Below are 18,813 nucleotides of genomic sequence, written 5' to 3'. Positions count from 1 at the left end.
GCGCGATCCGCTAGGTCAGCGCCGACGCCATATAGTCATGAACCTGGGCAATGTCGTTCGACAGTACTTTCATGCGCTCTTCACGCTCAAACAGGTCTTGCATGTGGGCCGGCAGGGGAATTTCCTGTTGCGGCAGGGCTTTTGCCACCGCATCGGGGAATTTTGCCGGGTGTGCCGTCGATAGGCAAACCATTGGCTCAGATTCCGAGCGACGCGTACGCCGGGCCGCTTCCACACCAATTGCGGTATGCGGGTCCAGCAGGTAACCACTGCCCTCATACACTTCACGAATCACTTCGACGGTACGCTCGTCATCCACCCGCCAGGAAGTAAAGAGCTCCTGCGCCTTCGCCAGCACACTGCCATCCAGATGCATCGGAGCGCTCCGGTCTGCCAGCAACTCCGCCACAGCGGCACCGTCACGCCCGTAGAGATCGAACAACAGTCGCTCAAAGTTGCTCGAGACCATGATGTCCATACTCGGGGAAAGACTGTGCACCAGCGCCTGCGGTGAGTGATCGTTATCACTGATACAGCGGTGCAGAATGTCATTGGCATTGGTGGCAATCACCAGCTGGTTGATCGGCAGGCCCATCTTCCGCGCCAGGTACCCGGCGAAGATATCGCCAAAATTACCGGTGGGTACGGAAAAGTTCACCGCGCGATCGGGCGCACCCAGATTCAGGGCTGCGTAAAAGTAGTACACGATCTGGGCCATAATGCGCGCCCAGTTGATCGAGTTCACTGCCACCAGGCGTCGGCCGTCGGGCAGGAATGACTGATCGGCAAAACTGGCCTTCACCATATTCTGGCAATCGTCAAAATTACCCTCCAGGGCGATATTGAAGACATTGTCGGACAGCACACTGGTCATCTGCCGACGCTGCACTTCCGATACGCGGTTGTGCGGATGCAGAATGAAAATGTCGATATTGTCGCAGTGGCGACAACCTTCGATTGCGGCAGAACCGGTATCACCGGAAGTTGCCCCCATCACCACCACGCGCTCGCCCCGCTTTTTCAGCAAGTGATCGAACAGCTGCCCGAGAAACTGCAAGGCAAAATCCTTGAAAGCCAGCGTCGGCCCATGGAACAACTCAAGAATCCACTCGTTACCCGCAGACTGCACCATCGGCGCCACGGCATCGTGGCGGAATGTGCTGTACGCTCGTTCGATAATGCCCTGCAGCTCACTATCTTCCAGGTCGCCACCCACAAAGGGGTGGATAATGCGGAACGCCAACTCCCGGTAATCGAGACCGGCCATCTCGCGGATTTCCTCCAGCGAAAACTCAGGCAGGGTTTCAGGCACATACAGACCGCCATCACTGGCGAGGCCCGCAAGAACGGTATCGGCAAAGGAAAGGGACGGCGCCTGGCCGCGGGTACTGACAAATTTCACGGTGGTACTTTTACTTAACGCTAAAGAAAAAAGCTGGGAAGGCTGACGCGAGGCGGCATTCCAGTGCCACGTCGATGCGCCAGCTCCAGCTCGCCCCCCGGGGCAACTTGCCCGGGGCTTGCTGACTGGGTTTACCCCAGGGATTCCACGCGAATGCGAACCACGTCGCCTTCCACGGTATCGAGCTCTTCGATTTGGCTCACTGCCGCGCGCAGACGGGATTCCTGTGCACGACTGGTGAGGATCACCACCGGCACCAGAGCCTCTCCTTCCGCCGGCTCGTGCTGAATCAGGGCCTCGATACTAATGCCCTGATCACTGCAAATCTTCGCGACCTGGGACATAACACCGGGCTTATCATGCGCGGAAATACGCAAGTAATAGCTGGTAATGACCTCATCCATCGGCAGCACGGCCGGACTGTCTTCAGCAGAGGCACGCATCCCCGCGGGAGGTACACGATGCTCCGGACGAGCCTCCAGGGTACGGGCAACATCCACGATGTCGGCGATAACCGCGGAAGCCGTCGCCTCGGCGCCTGCACCCGCCCCGTAATACAGCGTTGGGCCCACAGCATCGCCATTGACCACCACCGCATTCATCACGCCATTGACATTGGCAATCAGGCGGCGCTCAGGAATCAGGGTCGGGTGTACACGCAGCTCCACGCCTTTGTCCGTACCACGGGCGATCCCCAGATGCTTGATACGGTAACCGAGCTCGTCGGCATAGCGAATATCTTCACTGGAGATCCGGCTGATACCTTCGGTATAAGCCTTGTCAAAAGCCAGCGGAATCCCGAAAGCGAGAGAAGCGAGAATCACCAGTTTGTGCGCGGCATCGATGCCTTCGACATCAAAGGTTGGATCGGCTTCCGCATACCCAAGCTCCTGGGCCTGGCGCAAAACATCCGCGAAGTCCCGTCCCTTTTCACGCATCTCAGTGAGAATAAAGTTGCCGGTGCCATTGATGATGCCCGCAAGCCACTGAATACGATTGCCGGCCAACCCCTCACGCAGCGCCTTGATGATGGGAATACCACCCGCGACTGCGGCCTCATAGGCAATGGTTACACCCTGGGCCTCAGCGGCCGCAAACAGTTCATTGCCATGTTCCGCAATCAACGCCTTGTTGGCGGTCACCACATGCTTGCCGTTGGCGATGGCCGCCAGCACCAGCTCACGGGCAACGGTCGTGCCGCCAATCAGCTCGACCAGGATATCCACCTCGGGATTACTGGCCACATCAAAAATTTCACGAGAGACATTCAGACTGCTGGTATCGCAGGCCGGATTATCCCGCCGCGCACCAATCTGGACGATTTCGATACTGCGCCCACAACGGGCAGCTACCTGCTCACAGTTACGCAGCAACACATTGACGGTGCCGCTGCCCACCGTTCCCAGCCCGCAAATGCCTATGCGCGCCGGGCGCAGGTCCTGAGCAGACGTCGACGAGGTTTCGGGTTGGGACGGTACTTCTACGGTTGCGCTCACAAACTCCCTCCGCGCAAACTGCTCTGCCGGCCCAGCGGGAGGACCGCGTCCCGATTGCGCCGAACGGCACAAATCGGGCATGAGCCAGATAACAGCGCAATAAATATAATCAGAAACGAAAAAACGACGACAACTTTACTGATTTTCTAGTGAAAATGTCAATAAAGTTGCGCGCTTTGGAGACGATCCCGGGCGCCCCGGTCATGTGGGGCACCTGGTTCGCAGGGACTCAAGGCAGATTAGATTCCGAGGGCCTTCGCCATGGTCTCGGGCGGCACATAGCCAGGCACCACCGTGCCATCTTCCATGACAATAGTGGGCGTACCGCGCACATCGATCACATCGTTACCCAGCTGGTACTGAGCGGCAACGGGATTGTCACTGCAGACCTTCAGCGGTACGTTCTCGCGATTCTTCAGCGAGGTCAGGGTCTTGTTGGGATCCTTCGCACACCAGGCAGTCGCCAGTTTGCGATACCCGAGCGAGTTCAGGCCGCCACGCGGAAACGACAGGTAACGCACTTCAATACCGCGACGGTTCAACTCCGGCACGTCGTTGTGCAATTTGCGGCAATAACCGCAATCCACATCGGTAAACACGTAAATATGTGCCTTGGGCTTGTCCTTGGGCGAGAACACGATCATTTCCCCAACATCCTGAGCCGCCATGACTCTGGCCCGCTGGCCCGTGCGTCGCTGCTCAGAAACGTTAACGAACCCCTGCGGGCTGATCTGAAACAGGTCACCGTAGATGAAGTGACCGCCGTCCGACGACACAAACAGGGTTTGCGCGCCATCTACTTCGACTTCATACAGTCCCGGGATCGGGCTTTCACGGACATCGCCATAAGTAGACTTCGGATTGCCAGCCTTCAGGCGCTCCTTGATGGTCTTCACGACGGCCGGGTCCACTTCCGCAGCGACAGGGCCGGCAGCCAGGGCCAACAGAGCACCCAGCAGCACCAGCGGTTTTTTGATCGACATCATGATCGGGGATTCCTTGATCTGTTTATGCTTCGACTTCCGCACTAAATCACGGTTCCCGCCAGTATGGCACCAACGGGCGACAAATGTTATCTACGCACGCCAGGAAATGACCAGATGAATCGATTCTGGCCCGCGGGCGAGGAACAGCGACTAGCCCCTGGGATGGTGCTCCTGATGAAGGCTCTTTAAACGCGCGCGCGCCACCTGGGTATAGATCTGGGTGGTAGAGAGGTCCGAATGCCCCAGCAGCAACTGCACGACACGTAAATCTGCGCCGTGGTTCAGCAGGTGGGTGGCGAACGCGTGACGCAGGGTGTGCGGCGAGAGCGGCTTGTCGATGCCCGCTACCGTCGCCCAATGCTTGACGCGATACCAGAAGGTCTGCCGGGTCATCGCCCGGCCGCCACGGCCGGGAAAGCACACATCGCTCTCTCCGGGGGGTACCAGCTCCGGGCGGACGTCGGCCAGGTAGCGCTGCATCCACTGCGCGGCCTCCTCACCCATGGGCACCAGCCGCTCCTTGCTGCCCTTGCCGTACACCCGCACAACGCCCTGGCGCAGGTTAACCTGGGAAACACACAATTCAGTCAACTCGGTTACCCGCAGGCCACACGCGTACAGCAACTCCAGCATCGTGCGATCACGCTGCCCGATCGACGTCTCCAGGTCAGGGGCTGCCAACAACCCTTCAACATCCGCCTCCGACAGGGCCTTCGGCAGCGGCTTGGGCAAGCGGGGATTCTCGACCTGCGCAACGGGATCCACCTCGATCATGCCGTGGCGCAGGCAATGACGGTAGAAACTGCGCAGCGCCGCCAGCGCACGGGCACTGCTGCGCGCCGATTGCCCGGCCGCGTGTTTTCCCTGCAGGAAATCCAGCACATCGGCGCGCTCACATCGCAACAGACTCGGCTGGCTCGCGACCGCGAAGGCGCGCAAGTCGCGCCCATAAGCGGCACGGGTATGCTCACTGGCACCGCGCTCAGCCCAAAGAATATCCAGCCAGCTGTCGATCAGCTGCTGCTCGTCAGTGCTTATATCCATCGCTGCATTAAATCACAGTTTTTCCCGACCCGGCCTTGGCGCCCACATTTCTCGCAGACATAAAAAAACCGGGACAAGTCCCGGTTTTTTTAGCGGATGAGCGCAGCTTAGCTGAGCTTTTCCTTAATACGAGCAGCCTTACCAGTCAGGTTGCGCAGGTAGTACAGCTTGGCCTGACGAACGTCACCACGACGCTTGACGGTGATGCTGTCAACCAGCTTACTGTGGGTCTGGAAGGTACGCTCTACGCCGACACCGTGAGAAATTTTGCGCACGGTGAAGGAGGAGTTCAGGCCGCGGTTACGCTTGCCAATTACAACACCTTCGAACGCCTGCAGACGCTCACGGTTACCTTCTTTTACCTTTACCTGAACAACAACGGTGTCGCCCGGTGCAAAAGCTGGCACTTCGCTTTTCAGCTGTTCTTGTTCCAGCTGCTGGATAATTTTGTTGGTCATTTGGATTCTCCCAAACTGATTTTGTGTAGCTTCTCAGCTAGATGGCCGAACCTCTAACGCCTCCCGGCGAACCCGGCATATTCAACGGCAACCGGCAAAGCCAACCACCCGTATTCTTTCACTAGTCCGAACGACCGTCCGGATGTCGCTGGATCTCCTCCAGCAACGCTTTTTGCTCGGTATCCAACTCAAGTGACTCGAGTAGATCCGGGCGCCGCTCCAAGGTGCGCTGTAGCGACTGCTGCAAGCGCCAGCGGCGAATGCGCTCGTGGTTTCCGGATAGCAATACTTCCGGCACCACCCTGCCCCGATATTCCTCAGGGCGCGTATAGTGAGGGCAATCCAGAAGACCTTGTGCGAAGGAGTCCTCCACCGCCGACTGATCATGACCGAGCGCTCCCGGAATCAGTCGCGTAACGGCATCCACCATCACCATGGCAGCCAACTCGCCACCACTTAAAACATAGTCTCCGATCGACCACTCTTCGTCGATCAGGGTTTCGACGATACGCTCATCGACACCCTCATAACGACCGGCCAGCAGGACCAGATTCCCAGCACCAGCCAGGGTCTCCACACCGGACTGATCCAGTGGCCGCCCCTGCGGCGACAGGTAAATGCTGCGACAAGGCGCCTGTTCGCTCGCCCAGTGACGGGCGGCTTCGAGTGCCTGGTACAGCGGTTCCGCCAGCATGACCATGCCGGGACCACCACCATAAGGGCGATCGTCCACGGTACGGTGCCTATCCTGGGTAAAATCCCGAGGATTCCAGCAACGTACTTCGAGCAAGCCATCTTTCACAGCTCGACCGGTAATACCGTAGTCCGTCAGGGCGGAGAACATCTCCGGAAAGATGCTGACCAGCGCAATCCGCTTCGAGGCCATCAATCCGCCCTTAGAATTCGGGATCCCAGTCGACGGTGATCAAACCGGCTTCCAGGTCGATATCTGTGATGAAGTCGCCGGGCAAGTAGGGAATCAGGCGCTCTCGCCCGCTTTCCTCACGTACCACCATGACATCATTGGCACCGGTTTCCATCATGCGAACCACGGCGCCAAATACGTACTCTCCGCCTTCAAACCGACTGACCACCTCGAGACCCTCGAGCTGGTGCCAGTAAAACTCACCTTCGGCAAGCTTTGGCAGCTGTCCTGCAGATACCGCGATATCCCGCTGACAGAATCTGGCGGCTTCATCCCGATCATCCACACCCTTGATATGGACGATCAGACCTTTGCCATGGCGCTTCCCGCCATCAATCTCGAGGGATTCCCACCCTTTATCACCCTTCAGCTGCCAGGAATGGAGCTGGAGGATGTTTTCCATCGGTTCGGTATAGGAATGGACCTTTACCCAACCGCGGACGCCGTACACTGCAGTGAGACGCCCTACTGTGACCAGTTCACCGGTATTGCCAGTCGATGTCACAGCGGTACTTCCTGCAGTCTCGGGAGTAATTAAGCAGCTTCTTTCAGCAGCTTGCTAACGCGATCAGACAGCTGTGCGCCCTGGCCTACCCAGTACTCAACACGCTCGCGATCAACGCGCAGACGCTCTTCCTGGCCGCGAGCGACCGGGTTGAAGAAACCAACACGCTCGATAAAACGACCGTCACGGGATTTACGGCTGTCAGTCACAGTCAGGTGATAGAACGGGCGCTTCTTTGCACCGCCACGAGCCAAACGAATGGTTACCATGTAGCTTTCCTGTAGTTTCAAACACTGGGTGGTCACGAAATCAGACCCCCATAACAACGAGCCGGCAGCTCACCCGGCTGAAAGGCGGCGTATTCTAATGTACCGCCCCAAATTTGTATAGCGCTTAAATCAGTTTCAAAAAGACCGTGTATCGCGCGCTAAAATCGGTCACTTTTTCTTGAAGCCTGGCGGCAGGCCACCGGGCATTCCGCCCATGCCACCCATACCGCCGCCGGCACCTGGCATGCCGCCCATTCCGGGAAGGCCGCCCATGCCGCGCATCAGTTTGCCCATGCCGCCGCCCTTGAGCTTCTTCATCATCTTGCCCATCTGTTTGTGCTGCTTCAGGAGGCGATTCAGATCCTGCACCTGGGTACCGGAACCCGCTGTAATACGACGCTTGCGCGAGCCATTGAGCAGCTCCGGGTTACGGCGCTCTGCAGGGGTCATTGAGCTGATAATGGCATCCATGCGCTTGAACTCTTTGCCCATATCCGCTTTTTCGGCCATCTGGGCCATATTGCCCATACCCGGCATTTTCTCCAGCAGAGAGCCGAACCCGCCCATATTCTGCATCTGCTGCAGCTGATCGCGCAGGTCCTCCAGGTCAAACCCTTTGCCCTTCTGAACCTTCTTGACCAGCTTTTCAGCCTTGGCCTTGTCGATCTTCTGCTCGGCCTCTTCGATGAGAGACAGGATGTCACCCATGCCCAGGATGCGCGAAGCAATACGATCTGGATGAAAGGTCTCCAGCGCGTCCGTTTTCTCACCTACACCGATGAACTTGATGGGCTTACCGGTCACATGGCGGACAGACAGTGCCGCACCACCGCGGGCATCGCCATCCGCCTTGGTAAGAATGACACCAGTGAGGGGCAATGCGTCATTAAACGCACTGGCCGTGTTGACCGCGTCCTGGCCGATCATCGCGTCGATAACGAACAGCGTTTCGGCCGGGTTCAATTCTTCGTGCAGTTCGCGAATCTCGTCCATCAGCTCCGCATCGACATGCAGACGGCCCGCAGTATCGACCAGCAGCACATCGGCAAATTGCTTGCGCGCCGCATCGACGGCACCGCGCGCAATATCGATCGGCTTCTGGTCACTGCTGGACGGATAGAACAGCGCGCCCACCTCACCAGCCAGGGTTTCGAGCTGCTTGATGGCCGCGGGTCGATAGACATCCGCACTCACCACCATGACCTTCTTTTTCTCGCGTTCCTGCAGGTAACGGGCGAGCTTGGCCACACTGGTGGTCTTACCCGCACCCTGCAGGCCGGCCATAAGAATGATCGCGGGCGGCTGAACCGCCAGATTCAGCGGCTGCGCCGCCTCACCCATGACATTGACCAGCTCATCCTGGACGATTTTGACGAACTGTTGCCCCGGATTCAGGGCCTTGCTGACTTTCTGGCCCACCGCAGCAGCGCGCACCTGCTGGACAAAGGCTTTCACCACCGGCAGCGCGACATCTGCCTCAAGCAACGCCTTGCGCACTTCTCGCAAGGTGTCGCGAATATTGTCGTCCGTCAGGCGCGCCTTACCAGTGACTTTCTTTAAAGCCGCCGACAGGCGATCGCTCAGGTTGTCGAACATAGCTGTACTCGATTTCTCAGGGTTTCTGATAATTCTATCGGGCTCGAGCGGGTTTCGCGCCCGGCCTTGAGGCGCGGCAGTATAGCTCAGTCATCGCCGCAGCCGAAATCCCCTCGAAATACAGGGATTTGACCCCACCCACGTCCCACCGTTCGACGCGACCGGGAGGCTTTCCTCGCACGGCGCCCTGTGCCACACTGCCGCCCTGTTACCGGAAAACAACAATGGACCACCCCATGGCGGCTATCGCCCACTGGACGGCAATCGGACTCTACCTGGCGGCGACCCTTCTGGCCGCACTGATGGTGACGCGCCCCGCGGTGCGCGGCAAAACCCTGTTACTCACCCTGCTCGCGGGTGCACTGGTCGCCCACGGCATGTCGCTGATGCTCACCCTCGTATCACCCGAGGGCTACCGCTTCGACCTGCTGGCCATGTTCTCCCTGGTTGTCTGGGTGACCAACCTCCTCATCCTTATTCTGGCTATCCGGCACCCTTTGACACTGCTGATTCTGATACAGGCGCCCCTTGGCGCACTGGCGGAATTCCTCAGCCAGAGCGCCTGGGGCGCGGCTTCATCGCGGGAGCAACTGTCCGGCGGCATCGCCGTACATGCGATGCTGTCGATTGCCGCCTACGCCATGCTGGCCCTGGCCACGCTGCAGGCTATTTATCTCTACTACCAGAACCGCCAACTCCACAATCACCGCCCGGGCGGGATCAGCCGGTTCCTCCCGCCACTCCAGACCATGGAGTCACTCCTGTTTGGCCTGGTAGCCTTCGGGCAGCTGCTACTGACGGCTTCGCTGGCGACCGGGTTCCTGTTCGTGGACGACCTGTTTGGGCAAAGCCTGGTCCACAAAACCGTGCTATCCATTGGCGCTTGGCTCCTGTACACCCTGCTGCTATGGGGCCACTGGAAATGGGGTTGGCGAGGGAATACCGCCGTGCGCTGGACACTGACCGCCTTCGCTATCCTGATGCTGGCCTACTTCGGCAGCAAGCTGGTACTTGAAGTCATTCTGCAGCGCGCCTGATCAGCGCGCTCCGGCAGCCCCCCGAGAATGCCCCACCGGCCAAGCGAAGGCTTGCGAGGCGGCGAAATCTGTTTCAAACTGCCGACTTATTAATAAATCGAGCCTGATCTTGAACGATATATCCCCCGGCCTGCTGTTTAGCCTTCTTGGCCTGTTGATCGTCATATCCGCTTTTTTCTCCAGCTCTGAAACCAGCATGATGGCGCTCAACCGCTATCGCCTGCGCCATCAGGCCAAGAGCGGACACCGCGGCGCCAAGCGCGCAATGGCACTGTTGAGCAGACCGGACAAACTGATCGGCGTAATCCTGATCGGCAACAACCTCGTCAACATTCTCGCCTCGGTCATTGCCGGTGCGGTATTTACTCGACTGTATGGAGATGCCGGCGTTCTGTATGCCACCGCGGCCCTCACCGTCGTCATCCTGATTTTTGCAGAAGTCACACCCAAAACCGTCGCCGCCCTGCACCCGGAAAAGGTCGCCTTCCCCGCCTCTATTATCCTGAAGCCCCTACAGGTTTTACTGTCGCCATTCGTATGGATGGTGGGTAGCGTTTCCAACGCCCTGGCGCGCCTGGTCGGCGTAGAGGCCGGTAAGGAAAGTGAAGCGGAGCACCTGGCCCCGGAGGAGCTGCGCACCGTGGTTTTTGAGTCTGGCGCGCTGCTGCCCAGCAAACACAAAGGAATGCTCCTGAACGTGCTGGACCTGGACCAGGCCACCGTCGAAGACATCATGATCCCCCGCAACGAAGTGGTGGGCATCGACCTGGATAATGAGGGATCACAGATCCTGCAACAGCTGGCCGAAAGCAGCTACACCCGCCTGCCGGTATTTCAGGGAGACATCAACAAGGTCGTCGGCATCCTGCATCTGCGCCGCGCCGTGCAGCTATTGCGTGGCGGCCCGGACACTTTCGATCCCGCCCAGTTAAAACTCTATACGGACGAGCCCTACTTCGTGCCGGAAGCCACGCCGCTACCGACGCTGCTGATGAACTTCCAGCAGAAAAAGCGTCGCATGGGGCTGGTGGTGGACGAATACGGCGAAGTGATGGGCATTGTCACCCTGGAAGACCTGCTCGAAGAAATTGTCGGAGACTTCACTGCGAGCCAGATCCCCAGCGAAGATGAGGAAATTACCGCGCTCGACGACGACTGGTATTTGATTGAAGGCGGCACATCGATTCGCGATATCAACCGTACCCTGCACTGGGACCTGCCAACGGATGGCCCGAAGACTTTCAATGGCCTGGCCATGGAACATCTGGAAAGCATCCCGGACGGTAACCTCAGCTTCTACATCCTGAACTACCTGGTGGAAATCGAGGAAGTCTCGGAAAAGATGATTACCAAGGCCCGGGTCAAAGCGGTCAAGTAAGGGGACCTGCTACCGCTGCGCGGCGACAACCGCATCGGATTTAGAAACTGAGACCCAGCTGTTTGACCGGCGCGAAACTCTGACGGTGAATGGGTGTTGGCCCCATCGTCTCCAGCGCCTGCATATGCGCCTTGGTCGGGTAACCTTTGTGGCCGGCGAGTCCGTAACCGGGGTATTGGCGATCCAGCTCAACCATCTCCCGATCACGCGTCACTTTGGCAAGAATCGACGCAGCCGCAATTTCCTGAACGCGACCATCCCCCTTTACCACCGTATCGCACGCATAGTGCCAGTCTGGTTTTCGATTACCGTCCACCAGAACAAACTCTGGCTGCGGTTTCAGGGCTTCTACTGCGCGACGCATGGCCAGCAAACTGGCATGCAAAATATTGAGTCGATCAATCTCTTCAACACTCGCACGCGCAATGGCAAACGCCAGCGCGCGCTCCTGAATGACATCAAATAAGAGCTCTCGCTTCTTTTCGCTGAGCTTCTTGGAGTCTGCCAACCCTTCGATAGGGCGCGCAGGATCGAGAATCACCGCTGCGGCCACCACATCACCAGCAAGTGGCCCCCTGCCAACCTCATCGACACCCGCCAGTAATTCCCCTCGGTAAGTGCAGACATAGGGCTCCAGGACCGCTTTACTCATGAGCGCCTGCCTCCGCTCGTTCCGATACCAGCCGGCTTACGGCATCTGCAGCGCGTGCGGACGCATTGCGACGTAATTCCTGATGCATTTCATCGAACTCTCGCTGCAAGCCATCAGTCAGAACGGGATCCTCGAAGTAATTGAGCAGCGCCTTACCGAGATTCTCCGGAGTCGCATCCTCCTGGAGAATTTCCGGTACCAGCTCACGCTGGGCCAGCAGGTTGGGCAATGAGACCCAGTCGGTATGCAGCATTCGCGAAAAGATCGCATAGGACAGGCGCGCCATCTTGTAGGCAACCACCATCGGTTTTTTGAGTAACAGCGTTTCCAGCGTTGCGGTTCCGGAAGCGATCAGGACGACATCCGATGCCGCCACTGCATCGTGAGACTGCCCGTCGAGCAACGTCACCGGAAGGTCCGGATACTCGGCCAGCAACGCCTCGAGTTCCGATAACCGCTGCGCATTGGCCGCAGGAAGGACAAATCGAAACTCGGGGCTGCGCTGCTGGCACCAGCGTGCCGCCTGTAAAAACAGCGGCCCCAGCAAACGCACCTCGCCACCACGACTTCCCGGCAAAAGCGCGATAATTTTTTCTTCAGGTGCCAAGCCGAGTTTTTTTCTCGCCGCGAGCATGTCCACCTGCAGAGGAATTTCATCTGCCAATGGATGCCCCACAAAGGTTACCGGCACCTGGTTTTCGCGATAGAACCCCGCCTCAAACGGTAGCAGGGTCAGCATATGATCCACTGCGCGCGCAATTTTCTTGATTCGGCCACGGCGCCACGCCCAGACCGACGGACTCACGTAATGAACGGTGGGGATACCGGCTTGCTTGAGCGACTCTTCCAGAGACAGATTGAAATCCGGGGAATCGATACCAATAAAGACATCGGGACGCATGTCGAGGAAATGGTTGCGCAACGTACGGCGGATGCGCAGCAATTCGGGCAACCGCTTCAGCGGCTCCACCAGACCCATGACCGACAGACGCTCCATGGGAAACAGCGATTCACCACCCTGCGCCAACATGCGGGGGCCGCAGATACCGACAACCTCCACATGGTCGAATCGTTTTTTCAGTTCCTCGATCAAGCCGGCTCCGAGAATATCTCCCGACGCCTCTCCCGCTACGATACCGACACGCAACTGACCGCCATGCCGATGGACGAGGGGCTCTTCCCCCCCGGACTGCTCACTGGTAATCGCCATGGAATTCAACGCACGATGCCGCGAGCGGAGTTCTTGAGAGAATCGATCCAGGGTTGAATCACAGCCGACTGCTCACGCAACTCAGCCAACGCGTCGAGCGCCTCGTCTGTGGTGAGCCCACGACGGTAGACCACTTTGTAGGCCTTGTTGATGAGAGAGATATCCTCACGAGAGAAGCCACGTCGACGAAGCCCCTCTGCATTAATGGTCTTGGCCTCAGCCGGGTTACCGGCCACCATCACATAGGCGGGTACATCTTTACCGATCGCCGCGCCCATCCCGGTGAAAGCATGCTCGCCAATGGTGCAATGCTGATGGATCAGGCTGAATCCACTGAGAATGGCCCAATCCCGCACAATCACATGCCCGGCAAGCGCCACGTTATTCACAAGGATGGTGTTATTACAGATGACACTGTCGTGACCCACATGGGCGTACGCCATGATCAGGTTGTCGTTGCCGATCGTGGTTTCCCCACGATCCTGCACGGTACCACGGTGAATCGTCACCCCTTCGCGGATCACATTGTTGTCACCGATGACCAGAGTGGTGTCTTCCCCACGATACTTTTTGTCCGGCGTGTCCTGCCCGACAGAGGAAAACTGATAGATGCGGTTATTCTTGCCAATCGTGGTCGGCCCTGAAAGCACCACGTGGGAAGCAATTTCGCAACCGTCACCAATCACAACGCCGGGCCCCACAATCGAGTAGGGACCAATACTCACCCCGGCGCCCAAAACTGCGGACTCGTCGACAATCGCAGTGGGGTGGATATTCGTCTGCATGCTGCGCCCAGCTCCTCAATACCGAAAAATCGGGCTACTGTAACCCCAAAGCAAGAATAATAGAACCAATCCCGTCACGAACAAGCGGGCAAGTCGCGCCGCGGACGCAAGGTCTCAGATCTGCTTGACCGCGCACAGTACCTCGGCTGACGCTGCCAGCTCGCCATCAACACTCGCTTTACAGGCAAATTTCCAGATACCGCGACGCTCCGACACCACCTCGGACTCCAGCTGCAGCTGGTCTCCAGGGACCACCTGGCGCTTGAATCGGACTTTGTCGATGCCAGCGAACAAATACAGGTAACCGTCCTCAGGCTTCTGTCCCAGCGTTTTGAAGCCGAGAATGCCCGAGACCTGCGCCATTGCCTCGACGATCATCACTCCGGGGAAGATCGGCGCCTCGGGGAAGTGGCCATTGAAGACCTCTTCATTCACAGAGATATTCTTGTAGCCCTTGATGTATTTGCCCTCTTCCAGCTCTACAACGCGGTCCACCAACAGAAAGGGGTACCGGTGCGGCAGGTATTGGCGTATTTCTCTAACATCCATCATTTCATTACTCCCCAGAAAACAGTTCGGGGCGTGAAAACGCCCCGAATTTCAATAACCGATGGTAAAACCTGCGCGTCTTGCTCAAGTCGGCGTATCCGCCACCCCGTCATCACCGGACCGATCCGAACCCCGCTGTTGACCTTTTTCCAGTTCGCGCACCCGGCGAGATAGCTGATCCAGCTGGGCGAAGCGCACCGCATTGCGGCGCCAACTACGACTGTCGGAAAAGGGGGTACCGCTGGAATAGGAACCGCGCTCCTCGATCGACTTGGTCACCAGCGTCATCGCCGTGACATGGGTGTGGTCTGCGACTGTGACATGACCCACAATCCCCGCACCGCCTGCAATCGTGCAGTGTTTACCAATCTTGGCGCTGCCCGCGACTGCCGAACACGCAGCAATGGCTGACCAGTCACCAATTTGCACATTGTGCGCGATCTGGACCTGATTGTCGATCTTGACACCCTGACCAATGACCGTATTACCCAGTGCACCGCGATCTACACAGGTACAGGAGCCGATCTCCACGCCGTCACCGATTTCCACACCGCCAAGCTGGTGGATTTTCACCCAGCGACGCTCATGCGGTGCAAACCCGAATCCATCGGCCCCGATCACGGTATTGCTGTGAATAATGCAGTCACTGCCGATACTGCAGCCGTGGTATACGCTGACCCCCGCATGCAGCCGAGATCCAGCGCCGATCTCACTCCCCTCACCGACAAAGCAATTGGCACCGATCACCGCATTTTCGCCAATGCGCACATTGGCCGAAATCACCGCGCCAGCGGCAATGGAAGCCGAGCCCGACACTTCTGCAGTGGCATCCACAGAAGCGTTCGGGTGGACACCCGGCACCCCTGCCGGCGTGTTATCGAACAGTGCCGTGGCCAATGCGAAAGCATGGTAGGGATTGTCGACGACCAGGGCAGACGAGAGACACTCTCCGGCCTGCTCTGCTGTGACCAGCACCGCCATCGCCCGGGTGGACGCGAGAAAGCGCCGGTAATTGGCGCTGGCGAGAAAACTGACTTCTGAGGGGCCTGCGTCCTGGAGCGTATTGAGCCCGGCCGGCACGGCATCTGCACTGGCCCCGGAAACGAGGCGCAGCTCTGCGCCCAGCGCTTCGGCGAGCTGGGCTAGTGAATATGAATGTGACATCAGAACCCTGAACTCGGGATTAGCCGTCCGTGTTCATGCGCTTGACCACCTCTGCGGTCAAGTCGGTGTTGGGGCTCACGTACACAGCGGCATTGGCATTCAGCACCAGGTCCAGCTTCCGCTCTTTCACAATCGCTTCCAGCGCCGCACGCGCTTTCGGTGCCATGGCGCGCTGAATTTCCTGCAGCACCTGAGCTTCCATCGCCTGGATTTTCTGTGCGGTGGTCTCGAAATCGGAACGCTTGAAATTGATCTTGCGCTGGTGCTCGGCTTTCTGCTCGTTGGACCAGGTCACGCCGTTCTTCTGCCCCTCTTCCGCCAGCGACTGCAGCTCGGCACGAATGGACTCTGCACTGCTCTGCAACTTGGAATACTCAGCGCTGGTTTTCAGGGCGTTCACCTTGGTCTTGGCCGCCTCAGTGCTCATGATGGCTGCCTGAGCGTTGAATACGGCAACTTTGCCCTGGGCCAGAGCCGCACCAGAGAACAGGCTCGCAATCGCCAGGACAGCGAGAATTTTTACAGATTTAAGCACGTCGGTCTCTCCATATTGCTTATTCATACTTCAGGGCGACTACCACTTTATAGTCAATTTTTGCAGTCGCCTTTTTCTTCCGAACTGAAGACTATCAGAAACTGTTACCCAGCGAGAACTGGAAAACCTCAATCTCATCTTCGTCATTTTTCTCCAGCGCCTTGGCGACACTGAATTGCAGCGGGCCAAAACCGGTAATCCAGGTCAGGCCGACACCAGCCGAGACGTTCAGTTGCTTGGCATCCAGATCAAAACAGTTGATCTGGGTTTCGCCACAACTACTGTCGAAAACATTACCCACATCGATAAAGAACGCCGACTGCATGGAACGCTGATCTTTCACGAAGGGAATCGGGAAAATCACCTCTGCACTGCCTTCGACCAGAATATTGCCACCAAACGGCTGCGGCTCACTGCCAAAATTCTGCACCAGAAGCTGGCCGTCTGCTGTCGACTCCAAATAACAGAACTTCGTGGCAACACCATTCGCATTCACCGCACAGGGGACACCGGCGACATTACCTGCTGCATCAAACGTCACCACCGATGAAGTAGTTGAATATGGTGTCGGAGGGGTAGAGCGTGGCCCCAGGGTGTTACGCTCGAAACCACGTACCGATCCAAAACCACCCGCGTAGAAGTGCTCAAAGAATGGCAACTCACTGGTGTCACCATAGCTGTCCGCATACCCGAGACGGGTGCGCAAACGCAGCGTCAGGTCTTTGGTAATCGGCCGGAAATACTGGGCGGTATAAATCGCCTTGTAGTATTCCAGATCACCACCGGGCAGCGCGACTTCAATCGAGGCACGCTGCGACGCACCACGAGTCGCAAGAATACCGCGGTTCAAGGTCGAGCGCGCATAGGACGTGGTCACACTGAATGAGTCAAACTCATCACCATTGAGGTCAACGAAACCATTCAGGTCTGTATTCAACTGACCATCTTCCAGCGGCATGCTGAGATCCAGGGCTTCACCGGCTTCAACGGCCGCGGCGATCGCGTCACGATTTGCCTGCGAATTCAAGAAAACTTCATTAACTCCCTCGATCGGCCGGGGTGTCTCACGGATTTCTTTCACCGAATTGGTCTGAGTGCCCAACTCAAGATGGGAGAAGCCGAGATTCAGGCCCACGCGCGAAATCTCCGACACGGGATAGCCGAAATTAATACCGGCGCCATAGGTGCTAGTGTTGTAGCTCGCAAGATTAATCTCAGAGTAATCCCGCTCCTGGTAGAACACGTTGAAACCGCGGCTCACACCATCCGGAGTGAAATAGGGATCCGTATAGGAGAAATTCGCAACGGACTGATAGGTAGACGTGTTAATCGCCACACCCACGGTCTTGCCGGTACCCAGCCAGTTGTTTTCCTGAATATTGGCACCCAATACAAGGCCGCTATTCTGCGCATAGCCAACGGTGCCACCGAGCGTACCGGACGGCTGCTCTTCCACCGTATACTCGACATCAATCTGGTCCGAAGTACCCGGCACTTCTGTCGTTTCTACCTGGACCTCTTTAAAGTAACCGAGGCGCTCAAGGCGCACCTTGGATTGTTCAATACGGGCTGATGATGCGGAGGCTGCCTCCATCTGGCGCATCTCGCGGCGCAGTACCTCGTCAGACGTACGGGTATTGCCACGGAAGTTAATCCGGCGTACGTAAGCACGCTTGCCCGGATCAATAAAGAAGGTGACTTTTACCGTCTTATCTTCTTCATTAGGCTCCGGAATACCATTGACCTCAGCAAACGTATAACCCTCGTTACCGAGTCGCTTGGTGATGTAATCCGAGGTGGTGGTCATCAGAACCTGAGAGAAGTTCTGGCCCTCGCGCACCAGTAGCAAGCGGCGGATTTCCGCTTCCGGCACGACGGGATCACCCGCCAACTCAACATCACTGACCTTATAGATATCCCCTTCGGTGATGTTGACGGTAATGAATACACTGCGCTTGTCAGGGCTCAGTGAAACCTGGGTAGAATCAATACTGAAATCCAGGTAGCCGCGGTCTAGATAGTAAGATTCCAGACGCTCCAGGTCACCGGTCAGCTTTTCGCGTGAGTACTTGTCATCGCTACGCAGCCAGGACAGCCAGCCCGTGGTCCGCAGCTCAAAGATGTCTGCCAATTCCTCATCAGTGAAAACCGAGTTGCCGACTACATTGATATGTTTGATCGCTGCAACAGATCCTTCGTCAACGATGACCTTCAATTCAACCTGATTGCGCGGAAGCTCTTTGACCTCGGTCGTCACACTCGCGCCATAGCGGCCCTGGGCAACGTACTGACGCTCCAGCTCCTGAGCCAATCCTTCCAGCGTTGCACGCTTGAAGATCTGCCCTTCCGCCAGACCGTTGTCGCTCATACCTTTCATGAGGTCTTCAGTCTTGATGGCCTTGTTGCCGGTAATTTCGATCTTGGAAATGGCGGGGCGCTCCCGCACGGTGATCACCAGGACACCGTTTTCCCGACCAATCTGGATATCCTGAAAGTAGCCGGTACGGAACAGGGCGCGGGTCGCGCTCTGGACCTCAACACCCTCAATCTGGTCTCCAACGCGCACCGGGAGCGCCGCGAATACGGTTCCCGCGGACACCCGTTGCAAGCCTTCGACGCGAATATCGTTCACCACGAACGATTGCGCCAGCGCGCTGACGGGCAGAGCAAGACCGAGGGAGGCGGCTTTCAGGAAGTTTTTCATCTACTAATTCCGAGTTCTTTTTCCCAGTTTCCAACGGGAAGTATCCCGTCACGACCGCCTCTCAGACGGCAACTTGTTGTTTTGGTTCCGCTCACAGAGCGACTGACGACACGGATGT

At 57.6% G+C, this 18,813-nt stretch carries 18 protein-coding genes; 2 read left to right on the top strand and 16 right to left on the bottom strand.

Annotated features, from left to right (window positions below):
* Positions 1–10: 10 nt before the first annotated feature.
* The 9 genes from thrC to ffh form a co-directional block, all read right to left on the bottom strand.
* Positions 11–1,402, bottom strand: a complete 1,392-nt coding sequence (gene thrC / locus ACXAD0_RS10065) for a threonine synthase (RefSeq protein WP_475088277.1) — start codon at positions 1,400–1,402, stop codon at positions 11–13.
* A gap of 131 nt (positions 1,403–1,533) precedes the next feature.
* Positions 1,534–2,838 carry a homoserine dehydrogenase gene (locus ACXAD0_RS10060; protein WP_475090354.1) on the bottom strand — a complete coding sequence of 435 codons (1,305 nt, stop codon included), beginning with the start codon at positions 2,836–2,838 and terminating at the stop codon, positions 1,534–1,536.
* A gap of 299 nt (positions 2,839–3,137) precedes the next feature.
* Positions 3,138–3,884 (bottom strand): DsbC family protein, encoded by a 747-nt coding sequence (locus ACXAD0_RS10055; protein ID WP_475088276.1) that lies wholly within the window; start codon positions 3,882–3,884, stop codon positions 3,138–3,140.
* A gap of 150 nt (positions 3,885–4,034) precedes the next feature.
* Positions 4,035–4,928, bottom strand: coding sequence for a site-specific tyrosine recombinase XerD (gene xerD / locus ACXAD0_RS10050; protein WP_475088275.1), 894 nt, complete (start codon positions 4,926–4,928; stop codon positions 4,035–4,037).
* Positions 4,929–5,035: 107 nt separating this feature from the next.
* On the bottom strand, positions 5,036–5,392 hold the full coding sequence (gene rplS / locus ACXAD0_RS10045) for a 50S ribosomal protein L19 (protein ID WP_475090352.1): 357 nt from the start codon (positions 5,390–5,392) through the stop codon (positions 5,036–5,038).
* A 115-nt stretch (positions 5,393–5,507) separates the two neighbouring features.
* On the bottom strand, positions 5,508–6,272 hold the full coding sequence (gene trmD / locus ACXAD0_RS10040; RefSeq protein ID WP_475088274.1) for a tRNA (guanosine(37)-N1)-methyltransferase TrmD: 765 nt from the start codon (positions 6,270–6,272) through the stop codon (positions 5,508–5,510).
* Positions 6,273–6,282: 10 nt separating this feature from the next.
* Positions 6,283–6,816, bottom strand: coding sequence for a ribosome maturation factor RimM (gene rimM, locus ACXAD0_RS10035; RefSeq protein ID WP_475088273.1), 534 nt, complete (start codon positions 6,814–6,816; stop codon positions 6,283–6,285).
* 29 nt (positions 6,817–6,845) lie between these two features.
* A complete protein-coding gene (gene rpsP, locus ACXAD0_RS10030) occupies positions 6,846–7,085 on the bottom strand; it encodes a 30S ribosomal protein S16 (RefSeq protein WP_475088272.1) in 240 nt (79 codons plus the stop codon).
* A 168-nt stretch (positions 7,086–7,253) separates the two neighbouring features.
* Complete coding sequence (ffh, locus tag ACXAD0_RS10025) at positions 7,254–8,681, bottom strand: signal recognition particle protein (protein WP_475088271.1); 1,428 nt, start codon at positions 8,679–8,681, stop codon at positions 7,254–7,256.
* A gap of 224 nt (positions 8,682–8,905) precedes the next feature.
* On the opposite strand from ffh, the gene ACXAD0_RS10020 reads away from it, so the two are divergent.
* Both ACXAD0_RS10020 and ACXAD0_RS10015 read left to right on the top strand, forming a co-directional pair.
* Positions 8,906–9,718: a cytochrome C assembly family protein gene (locus ACXAD0_RS10020; protein ID WP_475088270.1), complete on the top strand. Its 813-nt coding sequence runs from the start codon at positions 8,906–8,908 to the stop codon at positions 9,716–9,718.
* Positions 9,719–9,827: 109 nt separating this feature from the next.
* On the top strand, positions 9,828–11,096 hold the full coding sequence (locus tag ACXAD0_RS10015) for an HlyC/CorC family transporter (protein ID WP_475088269.1): 1,269 nt from the start codon (positions 9,828–9,830) through the stop codon (positions 11,094–11,096).
* Between the two features lie 40 nt (positions 11,097–11,136).
* Here ACXAD0_RS10015 and rnhB read toward each other — a convergent pair whose 3' ends face one another.
* The 7 genes from rnhB to bamA form a co-directional block, all read right to left on the bottom strand.
* The gene (gene rnhB, locus ACXAD0_RS10010) at positions 11,137–11,748 is read right to left on the bottom strand and encodes a ribonuclease HII (RefSeq protein WP_475088268.1); all 612 of its coding nucleotides are present in this window, start codon (positions 11,746–11,748) and stop codon (positions 11,137–11,139) included.
* Positions 11,741–12,958 carry a lipid-A-disaccharide synthase gene (lpxB, locus tag ACXAD0_RS10005; RefSeq protein WP_475088267.1) on the bottom strand — a complete coding sequence of 406 codons (1,218 nt, stop codon included), beginning with the start codon at positions 12,956–12,958 and terminating at the stop codon, positions 11,741–11,743. Before lpxB ends, rnhB begins: the two co-directional genes overlap by 8 nt.
* Positions 12,959–12,963: 5 nt before the next feature.
* Positions 12,964–13,743: an acyl-ACP--UDP-N-acetylglucosamine O-acyltransferase gene (lpxA, locus tag ACXAD0_RS10000; RefSeq protein ID WP_475088266.1), complete on the bottom strand. Its 780-nt coding sequence runs from the start codon at positions 13,741–13,743 to the stop codon at positions 12,964–12,966.
* 114 nt (positions 13,744–13,857) lie between these two features.
* Positions 13,858–14,295, bottom strand: coding sequence for a 3-hydroxyacyl-ACP dehydratase FabZ (gene fabZ, locus ACXAD0_RS09995; RefSeq protein WP_475088265.1), 438 nt, complete (start codon positions 14,293–14,295; stop codon positions 13,858–13,860).
* A gap of 81 nt (positions 14,296–14,376) precedes the next feature.
* The gene (gene lpxD / locus ACXAD0_RS09990) at positions 14,377–15,456 is read right to left on the bottom strand and encodes a UDP-3-O-(3-hydroxymyristoyl)glucosamine N-acyltransferase (protein ID WP_475088264.1); all 1,080 of its coding nucleotides are present in this window, start codon (positions 15,454–15,456) and stop codon (positions 14,377–14,379) included.
* A 19-nt stretch (positions 15,457–15,475) separates the two neighbouring features.
* A complete protein-coding gene (locus tag ACXAD0_RS09985; protein WP_475088263.1) occupies positions 15,476–15,991 on the bottom strand; it encodes an OmpH/Skp family outer membrane protein in 516 nt (171 codons plus the stop codon).
* A 94-nt stretch (positions 15,992–16,085) separates the two neighbouring features.
* Positions 16,086–18,695, bottom strand: coding sequence for an outer membrane protein assembly factor BamA (bamA, locus tag ACXAD0_RS09980; protein ID WP_475088262.1), 2,610 nt, complete (start codon positions 18,693–18,695; stop codon positions 16,086–16,088).
* Between the last annotated feature and the right edge of the window lie 118 nt (positions 18,696–18,813).

It is taken from the genome of Microbulbifer sp. ABF4_148 (genome assembly GCF_056158985.1).
This window is presented reverse-complemented; position numbering and strand designations above follow the sequence as displayed.

Bases quoted from the DNA above. Each gene is read 5' to 3' on its own strand.
- rnhB (WP_475088268.1), bottom strand. From the start codon at position 11,748: ATGAGTAAAGCGGTCCTGGAGCCCTATGTCTGCACTTACCGAGGGGAA.
- fabZ (WP_475088265.1), bottom strand. From the start codon at position 14,295: ATGATGGATGTTAGAGAAATACGCCAATACCTGCCGCACCGGTACCCC.
- rpsP (WP_475088272.1), bottom strand. From the start codon at position 7,085: ATGGTAACCATTCGTTTGGCTCGTGGCGGTGCAAAGAAGCGCCCGTTC.
- lpxA (WP_475088266.1), bottom strand. From the start codon at position 13,743: ATGCAGACGAATATCCACCCCACTGCGATTGTCGACGAGTCCGCAGTT.
- lpxD (WP_475088264.1), bottom strand. From the start codon at position 15,456: ATGTCACATTCATATTCACTAGCCCAGCTCGCCGAAGCGCTGGGCGCA.
- trmD (WP_475088274.1), bottom strand. From the start codon at position 6,272: ATGGCCTCGAAGCGGATTGCGCTGGTCAGCATCTTTCCGGAGATGTTC.
- ffh (WP_475088271.1), bottom strand. From the start codon at position 8,681: ATGTTCGACAACCTGAGCGATCGCCTGTCGGCGGCTTTAAAGAAAGTC.
- xerD (WP_475088275.1), bottom strand. From the start codon at position 4,928: ATGGATATAAGCACTGACGAGCAGCAGCTGATCGACAGCTGGCTGGAT.
- ACXAD0_RS10020 (WP_475088270.1), top strand. From the start codon at position 8,906: ATGGACCACCCCATGGCGGCTATCGCCCACTGGACGGCAATCGGACTC.
- lpxB (WP_475088267.1), bottom strand. From the start codon at position 12,958: ATGGCGATTACCAGTGAGCAGTCCGGGGGGGAAGAGCCCCTCGTCCAT.
- bamA (WP_475088262.1), bottom strand. From the start codon at position 18,695: ATGAAAAACTTCCTGAAAGCCGCCTCCCTCGGTCTTGCTCTGCCCGTC.
- ACXAD0_RS10055 (WP_475088276.1), bottom strand. From the start codon at position 3,884: ATGATGTCGATCAAAAAACCGCTGGTGCTGCTGGGTGCTCTGTTGGCC.